Annotated in this window: 18 protein-coding genes; 8 read left to right on the top strand and 10 right to left on the bottom strand. The window is 50.9% G+C overall.

Annotated features, from left to right (window positions below; translation table 11 throughout):
• Positions 1–162: 162 nt before the first annotated feature.
• The 4 genes from K6T23_RS05610 to K6T23_RS05595 are packed head-to-tail and all read left to right on the top strand — an operon-like array spanning position 163 to position 3,035.
• Positions 163–597 carry a type IV pilus modification PilV family protein gene (locus K6T23_RS05610; protein ID WP_238283846.1) on the top strand — a complete coding sequence of 145 codons (435 nt, stop codon included), beginning with the start codon at positions 163–165 and terminating at the stop codon, positions 595–597.
• The gene (locus K6T23_RS05605; protein WP_238283845.1) at positions 594–1,016 is read left to right on the top strand and encodes a PilW family protein; all 423 of its coding nucleotides are present in this window, start codon (positions 594–596) and stop codon (positions 1,014–1,016) included. Before K6T23_RS05610 ends, K6T23_RS05605 begins: the two co-directional genes overlap by 4 nt.
• A gap of 6 nt (positions 1,017–1,022) precedes the next feature.
• Positions 1,023–2,474, top strand: coding sequence for a DUF7305 domain-containing protein (locus K6T23_RS05600; protein WP_238283844.1), 1,452 nt, complete (start codon positions 1,023–1,025; stop codon positions 2,472–2,474).
• A 60-nt stretch (positions 2,475–2,534) separates the two neighbouring features.
• Positions 2,535–3,035 (top strand): VanZ family protein, encoded by a 501-nt coding sequence (locus K6T23_RS05595; RefSeq protein ID WP_238283843.1) that lies wholly within the window; start codon positions 2,535–2,537, stop codon positions 3,033–3,035.
• Between the two features lie 36 nt (positions 3,036–3,071).
• Here K6T23_RS05595 and K6T23_RS05590 read toward each other — a convergent pair whose 3' ends face one another.
• Positions 3,072–4,364 (bottom strand): helix-turn-helix domain-containing protein, encoded by a 1,293-nt coding sequence (locus K6T23_RS05590; RefSeq protein ID WP_148985135.1) that lies wholly within the window; start codon positions 4,362–4,364, stop codon positions 3,072–3,074.
• A gap of 160 nt (positions 4,365–4,524) precedes the next feature.
• Here K6T23_RS05590 and K6T23_RS05585 point away from each other — a divergent pair, with 160 nt between their 5' ends.
• Positions 4,525–5,766 (top strand): MFS transporter, encoded by a 1,242-nt coding sequence (locus tag K6T23_RS05585; protein WP_079515113.1) that lies wholly within the window; start codon positions 4,525–4,527, stop codon positions 5,764–5,766.
• 18 nt (positions 5,767–5,784) lie between these two features.
• On the top strand, positions 5,785–6,549 hold the full coding sequence (locus tag K6T23_RS05580) for an alpha/beta fold hydrolase (RefSeq protein WP_238283842.1): 765 nt from the start codon (positions 5,785–5,787) through the stop codon (positions 6,547–6,549).
• A 179-nt stretch (positions 6,550–6,728) separates the two neighbouring features.
• On the opposite strand, the gene K6T23_RS05575 is transcribed toward K6T23_RS05580, so the two are convergent.
• From K6T23_RS05575 to K6T23_RS05550, 6 genes are read right to left on the bottom strand one after another with little or no spacing between them, the layout of a single operon-like run.
• Positions 6,729–7,085, bottom strand: a complete 357-nt coding sequence (locus tag K6T23_RS05575) for an MBT domain-containing protein (RefSeq protein ID WP_238283841.1) — start codon at positions 7,083–7,085, stop codon at positions 6,729–6,731.
• A gap of 33 nt (positions 7,086–7,118) precedes the next feature.
• Complete coding sequence (locus tag K6T23_RS05570) at positions 7,119–7,550, bottom strand: VOC family protein (RefSeq protein WP_238283840.1); 432 nt, start codon at positions 7,548–7,550, stop codon at positions 7,119–7,121.
• Positions 7,551–7,589: 39 nt separating this feature from the next.
• On the bottom strand, positions 7,590–8,369 hold the full coding sequence (locus tag K6T23_RS05565) for a helix-turn-helix domain-containing protein (protein WP_238283839.1): 780 nt from the start codon (positions 8,367–8,369) through the stop codon (positions 7,590–7,592).
• Positions 8,370–8,394: 25 nt separating this feature from the next.
• Positions 8,395–9,777, bottom strand: coding sequence for a sensor histidine kinase (locus tag K6T23_RS05560; protein ID WP_238283838.1), 1,383 nt, complete (start codon positions 9,775–9,777; stop codon positions 8,395–8,397).
• Complete coding sequence (locus K6T23_RS05555) at positions 9,774–10,442, bottom strand: response regulator transcription factor (protein ID WP_238283837.1); 669 nt, start codon at positions 10,440–10,442, stop codon at positions 9,774–9,776. Before K6T23_RS05555 ends, K6T23_RS05560 begins: the two co-directional genes overlap by 4 nt.
• The gene (locus K6T23_RS05550; RefSeq protein WP_238283836.1) at positions 10,439–11,869 is read right to left on the bottom strand and encodes an aminotransferase-like domain-containing protein; all 1,431 of its coding nucleotides are present in this window, start codon (positions 11,867–11,869) and stop codon (positions 10,439–10,441) included. The genes K6T23_RS05555 and K6T23_RS05550 overlap by 4 nt, the downstream gene beginning before the upstream one ends.
• 100 nt (positions 11,870–11,969) lie before the next feature.
• On the opposite strand from K6T23_RS05550, the gene K6T23_RS05545 reads away from it, so the two are divergent.
• Positions 11,970–12,572, top strand: coding sequence for a LysE/ArgO family amino acid transporter (locus K6T23_RS05545; RefSeq protein WP_148985130.1), 603 nt, complete (start codon positions 11,970–11,972; stop codon positions 12,570–12,572).
• Between the two features lie 37 nt (positions 12,573–12,609).
• Here K6T23_RS05545 and K6T23_RS05540 read toward each other — a convergent pair whose 3' ends face one another.
• Positions 12,610–14,724 (bottom strand): MMPL family transporter, encoded by a 2,115-nt coding sequence (locus tag K6T23_RS05540; protein WP_238283835.1) that lies wholly within the window; start codon positions 14,722–14,724, stop codon positions 12,610–12,612.
• A 241-nt stretch (positions 14,725–14,965) separates the two neighbouring features.
• A complete protein-coding gene (locus K6T23_RS05535; protein ID WP_238284383.1) occupies positions 14,966–15,415 on the bottom strand; it encodes an AraC family transcriptional regulator in 450 nt (149 codons plus the stop codon).
• A 105-nt stretch (positions 15,416–15,520) separates the two neighbouring features.
• Between K6T23_RS05535 and K6T23_RS05530 the strand changes: the two genes are divergently transcribed.
• On the top strand, positions 15,521–15,754 hold the full coding sequence (locus K6T23_RS05530) for a DUF3953 domain-containing protein (protein WP_053428311.1): 234 nt from the start codon (positions 15,521–15,523) through the stop codon (positions 15,752–15,754).
• Positions 15,755–15,795: 41 nt separating this feature from the next.
• On the opposite strand, the gene K6T23_RS05525 is transcribed toward K6T23_RS05530, so the two are convergent.
• Positions 15,796–16,110 carry a hypothetical protein gene (locus tag K6T23_RS05525; protein WP_238283834.1) on the bottom strand — a complete coding sequence of 105 codons (315 nt, stop codon included), beginning with the start codon at positions 16,108–16,110 and terminating at the stop codon, positions 15,796–15,798.

Below are 16,110 nucleotides of genomic sequence, written 5' to 3'. Positions count from 1 at the left end.
AGTCTATCATGTTTCGATTCATGGGCTCAATTCCTATGAAACGTCCATCTAAAAGCAAATGGCGCACAGGAACCATCCCCACGCGTCAAAAATAACCCAAAAGACTCACAGTCTATGGTACTATATGAATAGAAAAATACGGAAACAAAGGATGGTCGAACCATGAAACGAATCCTTCAATATACGCGCAACGCCCGCGGTATCACCCTTGTTGAAATTCTTGCGTCACTGGTCATCTTAAGTGTCATCCTCGCGGTATTCGTGCCCCTGTTCGGCCACTCCATGACCTCGACAAAAGTGTCGGAGGACATGCTGGATGCCACCTACGTCGCCCAGACGACGATGGAAGAACTCCACCAGCAGATGACGACGCTTAATGAAACCTCGATCGGCTCATTAAAAAACGCCACCTACCTAAGAAAAGACACAGAGCGCTACTACTATAAAAAAGAAACGTCAGAAGCCTATATCGAAATCTCCATCAAAACACCCGTGGATGGACTATCCAGCGTCCTGGTCAAGGTGTACCCGAATTCCGGGAAGAGCAAACTCCTCGCTCAGATGGAGACGATCAACCGCTGGGGGAAAACACCATGAAGAAGCTGATCCATAATGAACGCGGTGTCACCCTGATCGAACTGTTGGGGGCCATGGTCGTCCTCGCCATCGTCATGGTCCTGATCGCCAACGTCCAGATCTTTGGACAAAAGCAGTTCGTCAATCAAACGGAACAAGTATCCCACGAAGCAGATGTCAGGCTTGCCATGAATCTCCTGACGAAAGAAATCCGTTCCGCCTCTTCGATCTCTGTGACAAACAACACCATCCAGACCGATACAGGAAAAATCGAGCTTAAAGGCAGTACCCTGCAAAAAGGGTCCAAAGTCATCGGTGAGAATATCGCCTCCTTCTCAGCCAGCCAAAAAGACGGGAACGTTACCCTCACCCTTAAGAGCAAGACAAACGAAAACAAAAAAGCATCCTCATTATCCACGACACTGTACATAAGGAAGTGACCAGTCATGTTTAAAAAATACCTCACAAATGAACGGGGCATGTCCCTCCTGATGGTCCTCCTTCTCATGACCGTCCTGACGGTGCTCGGGATGGGTGTGATGAGCATCGTCATCAATAACACGAAGACCACTTCATCCGAACGGGACAATCAATCTGCCTATTACATCGCCGAAGCCGGCATCACCAAGCAGATGAAGGCTGCCGAGGACGCGGCGCGCAAGCTCTACCCACTTCAATCGACCGCACCGGCCTTTTACACCAACCTAGAGTCCCAAATCGTGAAAACGACCAATCTCACTGATTTCGCCACTTCATTCGGAGAGAAGCCTTCAGCCAAAGTGACCATAGCCAAGGTATCGGGTGAAAACCCGCGTCGGTACAAAATCACCTCCGTCGGCACCATCGGAAAACGAACCAAGCAGCTGGAGAAGACGTTTACGATCAGCTGGGAGATGAAGGGCGGGCTTCCCCTCAACAAAGACCTGGCCGTATACACCGATACAACCATTTCCCTTTCCGGTGGAGCCCACATCAAAGGAAATATGGGGACGAATTCCAAGGCAGCAAGCACGATTCAATTCGACGGCGGTGCCGGGATCGACGGGAACATCTATGTACCAAAGGGATCCGAGAATATAGCCATCTACAAACCTGATTATATGAAGGTTCCGCAACCTCAACCATTCAAAGAACAGGCACAGTTTCAGCTACCTCCTTTTCCTTCCTACCCAAGCTACCCGCTTCACCCAAATGTGACAGTGGGAAATGAATACAATAAATACAACGTGATCAATAATGGTGTCCTGCAGGTGGATAACTATCTTGCAGCTGATTATGAACTCAAGCTTAATAACAATACCGCCTTCAAGGAAATCAAAATGGGCTCCAATTATACCCTTTATATCAATGTCGGAAATACGGACAAGGCCATCGTGGTGGATCACCTCAATGTCCAAAACGGACACATCATCCTGAAAGGGACAGGCAAACTCACGATCTACGTCAAGAATGAGATCAGCATGGGATCCGGGAGCACGGTGAATAATGATAGTGACATCAAGCGCCTGAACATCTACCTGGCCAAATCCACCGCATCATCCAGCGTCAAACTGGGAGGCAATCAGAAGATCTTCGGTTCCCTCTATGCTGAAAATGCAGATATCGAAATGAACGGAAGCGGCGGATTTCAGGGTCACATTTTCACAGGAGGGAAGAATGTCACCATCACCGGTGGTGCACGTGCGTATTCCACTCTGATCTACGCTCCGAATTCAACATTTCAAGTTCTCGGGGGCTGTACGGTCAAAGGTATGATCGTATCAAAATCGTTTGAAGGAGCTGGAGGCGCAGATGTCATCTATGAATCCATCAATCTCAATGACGTCCCGTTTGCCCCTGGCGGAAGCACCGAAATCCCTGATGGGCTCATCACCTCCGACCCGGTCAGGGAAAAATAAACCTCCCAATCCTACTAATAATTGGTATAATAGGCGAGAATCTATTCGGAGGTACCTACCATGAATCGCATCATCAAATCCATTATCATCCTAAGCTTCATCGTGTACATCGCCGTTTGCGTGAATCTGCTTTTCCTTGACCAAAGGACATTCGGGGCAAGTGAGATCACGTATGCCCAGTACATCCGCTTCAGCTCGAACTTCATACCGTTCCGTACGATCTTGACCTATTTGCAGGCTCTCATCACGGGATCTCTTCCCATCAACATCCCGATCACGAACCTGGGAGGGAATCTCATTGCTTTCCTTCCCATGGGCCTTTACCTGCCACTCCTTTTCCGAAGGATGCGCAGTGTCAAAGCGTTGATCCTCACCATGACCATCATGATCCTGGGTGTAGAATCGACCCAACTCATCACCAAAACGGGAAGCTTCGATGTGGATGACATCATCCTGAACGTCAGCGGCAGCCTGATCGGCTACTGGATCTTTACCTGGGATTGGGTGCAGAAACTGCTATTCATATCCAAGACGAGTCATACGCGCAGAAAAGCGGCATAAGAAAAGGAACGGGAGTCACACTTCCCGTTCCTTTTTTTATAGTTGTTCTTTCCATTTTGCATGAAGGGAGCCTTGAGGCTCCTTCATGGCACCCGTTTGATTCATGACCTCTTCATATACAGAAAGGACAAAGTCCCTTGACGGATGGTCAATTAGTGGCAGTACGGACTCCCTGCCACTAATAGCTTCTTTCTTTGCTTCTTCTGTTTCCCCTTTACGAAAAAGGATCAGGGCACTGTAGGCATACGATTCTGCTTTGGTGGCCACGTCATAAGGGTGTCGGGCCATGGGATTCTGTACGTGGACTTGAGATAGATACCCCAATGCCTTGTCATGCTCACCGAGATGGAAATAAGCTATTCCAAGATACAGATTCATATAACTGTCCATCACAAGCTTCATTGCCTTATCTTTAACGGGTTGCTCCTCATAGAGGGCATGAAGGCCAACGATTTCTTCTGGATTTCCTTCTATTAGATAGGCGTGTAACATCTTTAAAAAGTAATAGGCAAACCGGACTTCTTCTGCATCCGTCAGTTGGACGAGCAGCGCCAAACGATCATGGTAGTAGCGGTACCTCTCCATGTCCCCTTGAATCAAGGCAAGATATCCACCGTTTGAAAGGATTTCATGATCCCGTGTCATATCCCTCGTCCGGGCACTCTCCTGTGCTGCTTCATATAGAAAGTCCCTTCCTGCTTCCCGATTACCGAGTGCCAGGTGAATCCCGCCGATGTTGTAAAACACTTTGATCTTAAGCGCGGGGGTCTCTGTCATCTCCGGCTCTGTTTCCATCAACCGTTTGAGTTCAAGGATGGTCTCCAATGCTTCTTCATACTGGCCGTTCAGAAAATGGAACATAGAAAGATCCCGACGGGTTTCGGTTGCTTTTTGCCTGTGCCCCAGGTTGAGAAAGACCCCTTCGGCTTTTTCAATATATTGAGTGGCACCTGCCTGATCACCCTTCAGGGCCAATAGATAGGCATACATCTTAAAGACCTCCGCACCGTGGTACGTGTGTGCAATTTCATCGAGATGGGGATGGATCAGGCCGTACACCCGGTCAGGATCGGTGAATCCTTTTTCCGATAAACACTCCTCGACCTGCCTCCAAAGCTCCGTCGTTTCCCCTTCACTTTCCCCGATCAATTCACTGACGCCCACTTCAAGCATCCGGGCAATGTGCCGGAGGTTGTCCATGGTGGGGTTGGACTTCCCATTTTCAATCAGACTCAACATGCTCACCGAAAGCTTATCCCCGGCCACATCAGCCAGTGTTTTTCCATTTCGCTTCCGGATCTGCCGAATCCGCTTTCCGATCTGCCCCATCTCGCGACACCTCCAACTTTAATGATACTCATTATATCACACTCACAATCTCCCTTACTCATAAATATTTTAATTAAATTCAAATTTACAGTTCCATTACCCAGAAAATAGTGGTACGATTTTATCAATCTTAAAAAACCATAATCTGGAGGTATTTCCATTGAAGGCATCCCCTACCAAACGAAACATCGTTCTCATGCTGATCAGCGACGTCACATCAACCTATGGCAGCACGGTGTTCAATCTTGCCATGATGTGGTTCATTTATTCGGAAACGGGCTCTGCCTTCGGGGCATCCGTCATTGCGGCTTTGAGTATGATTGCCATGGTGGTGGCAAGCCCCCTCGCAGGCGTTCTCGTCGACCGTTTTGATCCTGTGAAACTATTGCGGCTTGCCCTTCTTTCCGCGAGCGTCCTCTTGGGGATTCTATTCGTCTCCTCCCTATATGTAGAGGGACTCACCCTTGTCTTCATCATCTATGCCGTCGTCTTCCTGCTTTACCTTGCCTACAGCATCACGAATCCAGCAGAGAACAAGGTCGTCCCCAATATCGTGAGCAAAGATAAGGTGGCGTCCCTATACGGGATGAAATCCTCCACCAGTCAGCTGTCTTCCCTGGCCGGCAATGCGTCCTCAGGGTTCCTGATCACCTTGTTCTCACTGGCCGGAAGTATACTCATCAACTCGGTCGCCTTCTTGTTCTCTGCCTTGGCATTGACCTTTATCCGGGTGCTGAAGCCATTCGATACGGAAGCTGTGCAAGAAGAGCGGCCGTCCATGCGCACCCAGATGCGCCAGGGAGTGGAGGCGATCAAAGACCACCCGGTCCTAAAGAAAATTGCCCTCCTTTGTATCGTCATCAACATCGCTTCATTCGGTCCCCTCCTCGTCGTATTGACGAGCAGTCAGTACGGGGGAGATGCGAAGGATTTCGGCTTCCTGAATTCGGCAGGACTTGTCGGCGGCGTCATTGCTGGGGTCATCATCGGATTCATTCAGAAGAAGGTACGGCCCTCTCTCCTCATGGCGGCAGGCTTTATCTTCTCTGGGTCCCTCCTGGCTGCCATGGCCCTGATCCAGACTATGTCCATCGCCTTCATCCTCTATGGATTCGCCATGTTTTTCGTCACCACGGCCAATATCATGCTGCAGACGATCATGGCGGTCATCGTCCCGGAGAATCTCCGCGGACGGGTGAACGGGATCCTGACCAGCGCCTCCGTCCTCTTGATTCCGGTATCCTCCCTATTGATGGGCTGGCTCACGGATCTTGTGGGCGTGTCATGGGTGTTCCTTTTTTGCGGGCTATGGATCACGGCCATCGGGTGTGTGACGATGCTCATGAAGGATACGCGGGAGATTGATCTTGAAGAATCACTGGAGAACGCATCTGTCTCTTAACTGAAAGGGGTGCTAAGAATGAGCTTGTCTTTATGTGAATATGGAGAAACAAGCGCTCCTTTATTGGTCTTCCTTCACGGCGGGGGAGTATCCGGGTGGATGTGGAACGAACAAATAGAGGCATTCCCCGATTACCATTGTGTGGTTCCAGATCTGCCAGGACATGGGGGAAGCCGGCATCTGGACTTTACGATGAAGGGGACGGCAGGACTCCTCCTCACGATGATCGAAGAGAAATCCTCCGGGAAGCCTGTCCACCTTATCGGCTTTTCCCTGGGGGCCCAACTCATCGTGCAGATGCTAAGCATGAACCCTCACTGTGCCGAGACGGCCATCATCAACAGCGCACTGACCCGTCCGATGCCGTCCCTCATCCCAGTCATCCGACCCCTTGTGAGACTCACCCATCCGTTAACGAGACTTCGTTGGTTCGCAAAGCTTCAGGCACGCCGCCTTCATCTACCTGATGTTTTAGTTGAGAACTACTGGGAAGAAAGCAGGGAGCTAAAAGCCTCAACATTGGAACAAATCTTGGTGGAGAATATGTCATTCAAGATCCCCCCTTCCTTTCAAGAAACAACCGCCCGTGTGCTTGTGACCGCAGGAGGGAAAGAAAGGACGATCATGAAAAAATCTGCCGAGGATATTCAAACAAAAGCCAAAGGGTCACTATACATGTTTCCAGGTGTCGGGCATGGAGCCCCCCTTGCCAATCCGGATTCTTTCAACCACTTGGTGAGGAAATGGGTCGAGGACCATACAAAAAGAAGCCATTTCTTGTAACGGCTTCTTTTTGTATTTTATTGGCTCAGGATAGCTCCGTCCTTATGGCGGAAATGGGCAATTCCACAGGGACTCTTACTAATCGACTCTTCTCCTGATTATCACGGGCAACATCCGTCAGTTTGGAACCGGGCACGCTTAGTGGGAGTCTACTAGAGTCCATGCGCAGGCCGGTGCCATCACCACCGACGCTTTTCAATAGATGCATAGAATCGGGCACTTGTGGAGGGGAGGTATATGCTATCGAACCTTCCCACAAGCTCTTTTTTCACCCTGGACGTGAGCTCGCTGCCCTTTTGGTTGAAGACTTCCTCCATCTCGATTCCGCCGGGTCGGAGTTTATCACTATCCCAATCAATCCATTCCCCGTATGATCGACCCCACTCAGCGAGCTCTTTTGATAAAGGATCGGAGAGGTGCAACTCTTCCAATTCAAGGTTGCTTCCGCACGAATGGCACCAAATGGGGTCGGCACCGACGTCGCCCTGGATCCGGATTTTAGCGGGTGTACCGGTTACACATTCACAGTTCATCATCGTTCATTCCTTTCATCAAAAAAATGCCGACTTTTAAAAAGTCAGCATTGCTCCGCGCTCATCGAACGTCGAAGAAGGATTCCACACCACTTCCCACAGATTCTTCTCCGGGTCGGCAAAATAGGAGGTGCGTCCTCCCCAGAAGGCGTCGCTCGGTTCGCGGAGGATGGTGCCGCCCTTCGACCGGATGGTGTCGATGATGCGATCGACTTCTTCCTTCTCTTCCACATTGATCGCGAGGGTGACAGGCTTGTAGCCTTCCGTCGGTTTGGCGAGGGGGACGCCGGCATCCTTCTCCAGCTCCTCATGAGGGAACAGGGTAAGCATGACCCCGGCCGTTTTGAAGACGCCATATGTATCGGAACTGAAGTCTGCTTCCTCCCATTCCAGTGACTGATAGAAGGCACGGAGCTTCGGCAGATCCTCCGCCCCCAGTGTTACGAGTGATATTCGCTGTGGTATCATATTCATTTCCCCTTTCCTCTCCATCGTACAGGTTTCTCTTCAGGAATGATTGTAAAAATCGGACAGTTTGAGCTGGGACGGGGTCTTCCCCGTCTTCTTCAGGATGTCATGGTAAAGATGGGACTGATCATAGAAGGCAGCGGACACATCTCCGACGTTTGCCCCGCCGCTCCCCACGTAATCAGACACAAGGGACTGGAAACGGATGACGGCGCTGAACTTCTTCGGCGTGAGCCCGACGTAGTCTGAGAAAAGCCGGGATAGGGTCCGGGTTGAAAGGAACTGTTCTGCCGCGACCTCTTTCACGGACAGGCTCCCTCTGCCTTCCAGGATCAATCTTACGGCTGCCTCCGCCTGGATGGACCTGGGGGACTGTGTATGGTCCTCGCATCTTTTCAGAAAAAAGGCATCAAGGGATGCTATACTCAAGCAGGATTCCGCGAGCACTGTCAATTCCCTCACAAGGGCAGGTGATAGATCATCGAGAAGCACCGATGTACCGGAAAGGGTCGATGCCTTCTCACGGATGATGCGGTGATACGCCCCCGGATAGAAGCGGATGCCCCATGTGGTTGACCCGTCTCCTCCCGGATTGGTGGCATGGATATATTCATCGAACATGCCGCAGTAGGACCATTCGTACCGGCCAGTGAGGGCATCCCTATCATAAATGATGTCGGTGCACCCATCGGGGACAATGACGCTTGATAGTCGCGTCCCCTTCCCTTTCACCGGCACCGAATGCCAGTAGCAAACGATGAGGGACGAAAGGGCGGGATGCGGCGCATACTCCCGGTAGGCAGTATCTTGACTTGTCATAATGATGGGGCGGAATGGCACCATGCTAATTCTCCTTTGAAGGCAGGGTGATGATGAAGCGCGTTCCTTTACCCAATTCGCTTTCGATGGCCACTTCTCCTCCATGAAGGGAAATGATCTGCCGCACGATGGAAAGTCCGAGGCCAGTCCCCTCTTTCGTTCGAGAATCATCGACGCGGTAAAATTTATCGAACACCTGCGACACTTTATCTTCAGGGATGCCGATTCCCGTGTCGCTGATGATGACCCGGGTCTCCCCGTCCTGCTCGAGGGTGATTCCGATCGTCCCGTCTTCACGGTTGTATTTGATGGCGTTGGTGAGGAGATTTTCCCACACATTCTCCAGAAGTTCTTCATCGGCCCTAACCGTGGCGGCCGGGATTTTATAAGAGAGCTCGATCCCTTCTTCATCCATCCGCCAGCGGTACTTCCGGATGACGGCTTTCAGCTGCTCATCCAGACTGTAATCCGTGACCTTGAGAGGATAGGCTTCCTGATCCAGGGAGGTGAGGAGCAAGAGCTGCTTGGTCAGATTCGACAGCCGCTTCGTCTCCCTCTCGATCACCTCTGCGTATTCAATCCGTTCTTCCTCCCCTTCTACGGTCTTCAAGAGATCCGCATAGCCCTGTATGTTCATGAGGGGCGACTGGAAGTCATGGGAGACGGAGCTGATGAACGACTTCCTGGCCCGGTCATTATGGAGAAGCTGATTTTGCATGCGGTGGAAGCTCTCGGACAGCTCCCCGATCTCATCCTTCCGGTGGATATCGATGGGGTAGCTGAAGTTCTCCTGCGACACCTGCCTCGTCGCTTCCGTCAGCTTTGAGATCGGACGGGTAAGCTGCTTGGCGAGCATCATCATGCCGACGATGTTGAGTATCGCGATAACGGCGATGAACCCGGCGAGGACCGTATGAAAGTCCGATGCCAGAAGCTTCGTGTCGGACCGGATGAACAGACCGTAGGTGTCCCCGTCGTACTCGAACGGCACGCCCACCGTGTTCTGAAGCTCATTGGAGAAATGACCGAACATGAAGTTCAGGGTCGAGAAGTTGCTGATGCCGTGATAAACATCCCCTTCTGTCAGGACCCGTTCTGCTTCTTCCGGAAACTCTTCATTCTTAAAGGGAAGACCATAGAAACGCTCGTCCCCTTGTCCGTTCGTCACATAAATCTGATAGCCGAGCTTCGAAACGGAATCTAGATACCGGTCGAATGTTTCCCCCGAATGATGCATGGCATCGAGCACCTTCACGATCTCCTTGGCCCGGTCCTCCTGCTGCTGATCGGTCTTCTTCTTCGTGTAATTCATATAGAAAAAGTTCGCGAGGAAAAAGCCCAGCACCGTACTGACGACCAGGATCAGGAGGGTAGCGGCGATGAACTGCTTGTAGAGTGTCTTCATCATGACCCCTCCAATCGGTACCCGACCCCTCGGACCGTATGGATTTCTACGCTTGATCCGTGCTTTTTAAGGCGGTCCCGAATCCGGTTCATATGGGTGTTGAGGCGGAGCTCGGTCCCTTCTTCTTCAAGGCCCCAGATCTCCTCGATCAGAAGCCCCCGGGACGTCACCTTATTGGCCCGTCCCATCAGGGTATAAAGGATTTCGAATTCCTTCAGGGGCAGGATCAGCGTTTCCTGATTGATGACCACCTCGAAGGTTTTCCGGTTGATGGACGTGTTCCCCATCACGATCTCATCCCGCATACTGCGCTCATAACGTCTCAGGATCACCTGGACGCGGAACAAAAGCTCCTTTGGTTCGAAGGGCTTCACGATGTAATCCTCCGTCCCTGAAAGAAACCCTTTTTCCTTATCCTCAAGCTGTCCTTTTGCGGTCAGGAGGATGACGGGGATGGACAGGTCCTCCGTCAGGATCTTCGTCAAATCGAACCCATTCATCCCGGGCATCATCACGTCGACGATGGCGAGATCCACCCTTTCTTCCTCCAAGAGGCGCAGGGCTTCATCGGCATCCGATGCCTTAAGCACGTGGTAGCCTTCCTTGGTTAGGTGGATGGACACGAGACGCTGGATATGGAGATCATCATCTACGACGAGGATCTTCATGGCGCATCCCTCCTTTCTTTTATGATTTTACGCAATTGGTGTAAGCCGATTTCCATCTCATGCAGGGATGCATAGGCAAACGACAAGCGGATGTGATGAGCATCCCCAGGGTCATAAATATAGCCTGGATTCAAGAGAACCTTCCTCTGCAGCGCCTTCAGAAACAAGGCTTTATTCACAATGGGTGCATGGAATCGGATCCAGATATAGAAACCTCCAGATGGACGATTCCACGTAGCAATATCCTGATACTGCCGCAATAAGAGCTTTTCCATTCGTTCCGCCCTCTCCTGCAGACGCGTACGAAGCCTCTCCACATGGCGATCATACCTTCCGGACATCATCCAGTGAGCGACGATTTCTTGTGAAAACGCACTTGAGCCATAATCGGTCTGCATCTTGATATCAGCGAGTCTCTTGATGACAGGCGTCGGGGCCACGATCCACCCGATTCGAAGACCGGGGCTTAAGGTCTTCGACACACTGCCCAGGTAGAGGACATGGCCAGCTTCATCCATGGACTTCAACGATGGGCTGCCTTCCCCGAACTGAAGTTCATGGTACACATCGTCTTCAATGATTGGAATCTGGGCGTCACGACAGAGGGTATAGAATGATTTTTTCTCCTCTACTGTCCAACTGTAACCCGTAGGATTATTCAGGGTCGGGACGCAATAGAAAAGGGATTGCCCCTTTTGGCTACGGATCGTGGAAGATAGCGTTCCGTCTCTGTTGACGGCTTGCATCCGCATGCCCGTTGATTGGAACGGATGGACAGAGTTGAGATAGGAGGGACCCTCCTGGAAGACCGTCGCCCCTTCCTCCAACAAACCGACGGCGATGAGTTGGAGAGCCTGCAGGGCTCCTGAAACGATCAAGATATTATCAGAGGATACCGTAATGCCCCGTTTCTCAAGTCGGGCAGATAGGGCTTCCCGGAGCTTTATGCTGCCTTGTGGCGATGAATATCCGATGGCCCGTGCATCAAGGGTAATGGAACGGAGGGATTCTTCCAGTTCCTTGGCAGGAAGGAGGTCCGGTGACAGCTCTCCTGTGCCGAGTCTGATGATATCGTCTTTTTGCTCATAGTCATTGATCAATTGAATGGTGTGGTAATTGGGCTTGTGGACGCCGGTTTCAATGTGACGCTGCCAGTTCGGACGCGCTTGGTCCATCAGAAAGTTCCATGCATTCCCGGTAACATAGATGCCGGACCCGATCCTCCCTTCAAGATATCCGTCTGCTTTCAACTCATCCAAGGCTGTCTGGATGGTACTTCGGTTCACACCGAATTCTTCTGCAAGCTTCCTTTGAGGGGGAATTCGCATATCGGTGCTCCAATCCCCTCTTTCTATCAAGGCTTTGATCCGGTCGGTGATCTGCCGATGAATGCTGATCACGGTGTGACGATTGGGTTTCCAGTCCATCCTGTTCTCCTTTGAAAATTGGATGGGTGAAAAACCATCCAATTGGTTGTTTTCTTTTAGTTGTAACACAGTATGATGAAAGAAGAAAGGAGATGGTGCAATGGACGCCCTTCTTCATGGTATCCTACTGGCATTCGGTCTTATCCTTCCTTTAGGTGTGCAAAATGTGTTTGTCTTTTCCCAGGGGGCAGCACAACCCTCCATTCCGAAAGCACTACCAGCAGCAGTCACTGCTTCCCTGTGCGATACCCTACTCATTCTGTTATCAGTAACCGGCTTATCCGTCATCGTCTTTACGTTTGATTGGCTTCGCACAGGATTGATCATCGGCGGAGTCCTGTTCCTGGTCTATATGGGGTGGTCACTCTGGCAGACCGAAGGGGCAAGTGCTTCGACTCATGGTGCCATGCCGATCAAACAGCAGATGGTCTTCGCCCTTTCCGTCTCTCTCCTCAACCCCCACGCCATCCTTGACACGGTCGGGGTCATCGGGACGAGCGCATTGGCGTATACCGGAATGGATCTACTCCTATTCACCTGTGCCTGTATCGGTGTTTCATGGCTATGGTTCCTCGGACTTATCTTCGCCGGATCTACCATGAAGCATGTTGATCCTGCTGGAAGAGTGATGACGGTATTCAACAAATGCTCTGCCCTTTTCATCTGGGCCATGGCCCTTTATCTTCTCTTCGGTTTGGTTTAAAAGAAACCACAGGCTTATGAGCCTGTGGTTCTTCACGTTATTCCGTTGCTTCCTTCTTATCCTTCTCAAAGAAGAGGATGAGGGCCGGAAGCAGCATGCCGCGGACCAGGAAGGTGTCGATCAAGATCCCGATCGATACCATGAATCCGAAGATGAACAAGTCGGCGATCGGCATCGTCATGAGGGCTGCGAACGTGGCCGCAAGGATGACCCCGGCTGACGAGATGACGCCTCCTGTATTGCGTATGGCAATCTCGAGTCCTTGCTTCACCCCGTGCACCCTGCGTTCTTCCATGAAACGCGAGACGAGGATGATGTTGTAATCGATCCCGAGGGCGACGAGGAAGATGAAGGCATAGACCGGCACCCTCGTGCTGATGGCATCATACCCGAAGAACACATCGATGAGGAAGAGTCCCGCACCCAGTGCCGATGCGTATGAAATCAGAATCGTCGCCATCATGTACAGCGGCATCTTCCATGAACGGGTCAGGAAGAAGAGAAGCGCAAGAATCAGAACGCTTTCCAGGACAACGATGGTCAGAATATCCCGGTTGTTCACGTCGCGTTCGTCGACGAGCTTCGCCGTCACACCCGCCACATGGGAATCACCTGAAATCGATGCATCCTTCAGAAGCCGATCGCCGTTGTCGCGGATGTCTTTCATGAAATCCATGGCTTCCACGGAGTATGGGTCGGTGTTCAACGCGATGCTGTACGATGCTGCGTCACGATCTTCCGTCACACCGGACAGTCTGACGGAAGCCACTTCTTTATAAGAATCCAGTTTTTCCTGTAGTGCCTTTACAGATTCATCAGAGAGCTCTTTTTTGCTCTCCACCAAGAACGTAGCAGGAGCGAGTTCCCCTTTATCAAACTGTTCTTCGACGATTTCATATCCAACGCGTGATGGCAGGTCATCCGGGAAGGATTTGACCATATTGAATTCAAAATCAAGATTCAGGACGTTGGCGGCGGTGATGATCATGAACACCGCGACTGCCCCTCCGGCAACAAGCGGTTTTTTCACCACGAATTTGGCTACCGGTCCCCAGAATTTGTGCTTCACTTCTTTTTCCTGGCCATATTTCGGTACTTTCGGCCAAAAGGCTTTTCGTCCGAACAGGGTGAACAAGGCCGGAACAAGGGTGATGGACGCGAGCATGATCACGAGCATGGCCATTCCGAACACCGGCGCGAAGTTCGAGTAATCACGGAAATTCGCGAAGAACAGGATGAGCATGGCGGCGAGCACGGTACCACCGGCGAAAAAGACCGGTTCTCCCGTAGCCCTCATAGCCTGCTTCATTGACTCATACTTGCTTTCATAGCGGTTGAGCTCTTCACGGTAGCGTGAGAACACGAACAGCGAGTAGTCGATCACGGCGGCGAAGAGCAGGATGCTCATGATCGACGTCGTCGAGTTGTTGATCTCAAGACCGGCCGACCCCATGAGGGCGATGGCCTGATTGGCAACCTGATAGACGATGGCCGTCGCGAGGAGCGGGATGATCGCTAGAAGCGGCGAGCGGTAAATGGCAATCAGGAGTACAAGGATGATGAGCACGGTCGCGATCAACAGAACGAAGTCGGCGCTTTCGAATAGCTTCACCGTATCTCCTGCGATCCCGGCAGGACCTGTGATATAGAAGTCTGTGCCATCCTGGCCTTTCGCCACGTCGTTCCCGATCTCGGAGGCTTCATCGTTGATGGTCGAGTATTCGTCATTCCCGAGGCCTTTCTCGAGATTCATCGGGACGATCATCGTGGAACCGTCTTCCGACGTGAACCCTTCCAGGGCAGGTGGCGGCAGCTTGCTGATGTCCACGATGGAATCGATCCCTTCGATCTTTTCAGCACGGATCGCATTTAGGATCTCATTGGCATCCTCTATCTTCACCTTTCCATCTTCATTGTGAAAGACGAGGATCCCCGGAGTTCCCTGGTCATTTGGGAAGTATTTCTCTACTTTTTGATCTGCAATGATGGACTGAGCATCATCGGGCAGCGATTGAAAATCCGTCACCTTGTAGTCCGAGAGCTTAGGACCGGCACTCAAGGCAATCATGACTACGAGCCATGTGATGATCGTGATCCACATCCCCCGCTTGGTCGATACCCAGTCGGTGATGGGTGCTAATACTTTCTTCATGTATGACAACTCCTATGAACAGAATGATTAAGCTTACGGGATCATTCTATCAAGGGAATATAAACTGAATATCAATTCTTTGTGTCAAAGGGAGAAACTCCTCCAATGATTGAAGGAAATGTGAAAAAAGTAGAAGGCCGTTTCATTCCGCTGCGGGCGCCCGCTTCATTGCACTTTTTGATCATGGTGGTTTCTCATGGTTCACGACAGGATAGGTGTCGGTCTTTGCCACCACTACTTCTTATTCAATAGGAACTAGCATTTCACACCGATGCTGCTTGATCAGTTCATCGGTGTATCGTTCGACGATGGGACGGTTTCTTATGGATAATCCGCTCTTTTCAATATCCGATGGCATGTGCTTCCACCATTCCGTTACGGCTTCTTCGGTGTGGTCCAGTGTGAAGACCGCGTAAGTCCCTCCTGGAAATGTGCCCTCCATGGCCTCTCCTCTCACCTCGAAATCCAAGGCGATCACCACGGCTGTGTCGTAGCGGCAGGCTTCCGGTGGCGTGAGATCCGGGTGGTCCTGTGGAATTCCGAGTATCAACGAATTCTCCAGAATGTCATTCTTTCTTGCCCACGATTTCACCTTTTCCATGAGTTCCTTATTTGCTTCTCCTCCATACGGGCCTATGTTCCTGAAATAGGCGATTCTCATCTCTGGAATCTCTTCTATCATCATATCAATCTCCTCCACTTGAAGGTAATATGGTATAAAATGTTTTTCAAGGGGATTTTTAAAAGTCGTCATGTATGATAGTGTGAGAACAGTATGTTGATTGGAGGCCTTTCCTTGTTAAAGATCCTGCGGATCCTGCTTGCTATCCTCACCGGGTCATTCGCTCTTTACGGAATGCTGGCGGATGATTTCACTTATGTCCCCCTTATGCTTTTGTTCATGGGCGGTATGATCCTTATCATGGGGATTGAAGAGTACAAGAATAATAAAAAGGTTTTAGCTAGTTTGCTCATCGCGGTATGTCTATTTATCTTTTATACCTCGTTTGAGACCATGCTGCGCTGGTAAGCCGCAAAAGAAAATGCACCGTCATCTGACGGTGCATTTCTTCATAACCCGAACTGTTCTTTCACTGTAAGCTTCCCTCGCTCAAACACAAGCCTAACCATCTTCTCCTCATCTTCCCATCTGTAGACTGAATCGTTTTCGCCGTTGTCTTCCTCGCCTTCCGGTACGCCAGGTTGACCGATGACATCCACGACTTCCGGATAGGTCATGCCTTTTTCAAGATCGTTGAACAGGTCGAGGGTGAACCCCTGCTCTTCTTTTTCCACCTTGCCATTCGAGCTGGTCCATTCGACGCGACATCCGGAGAGGATGATCAGGGCGGCCAGGAAAAACAGGATTGTTTTGAACCGGTTCAT

The sequence above is a fragment of the Rossellomorea marisflavi genome (genome assembly GCF_022170785.1).
Lineage (GTDB): Bacteria > Bacillota > Bacilli > Bacillales > Bacillaceae_B > Rossellomorea > Rossellomorea marisflavi_B.
This window is presented reverse-complemented; position numbering and strand designations above follow the sequence as displayed.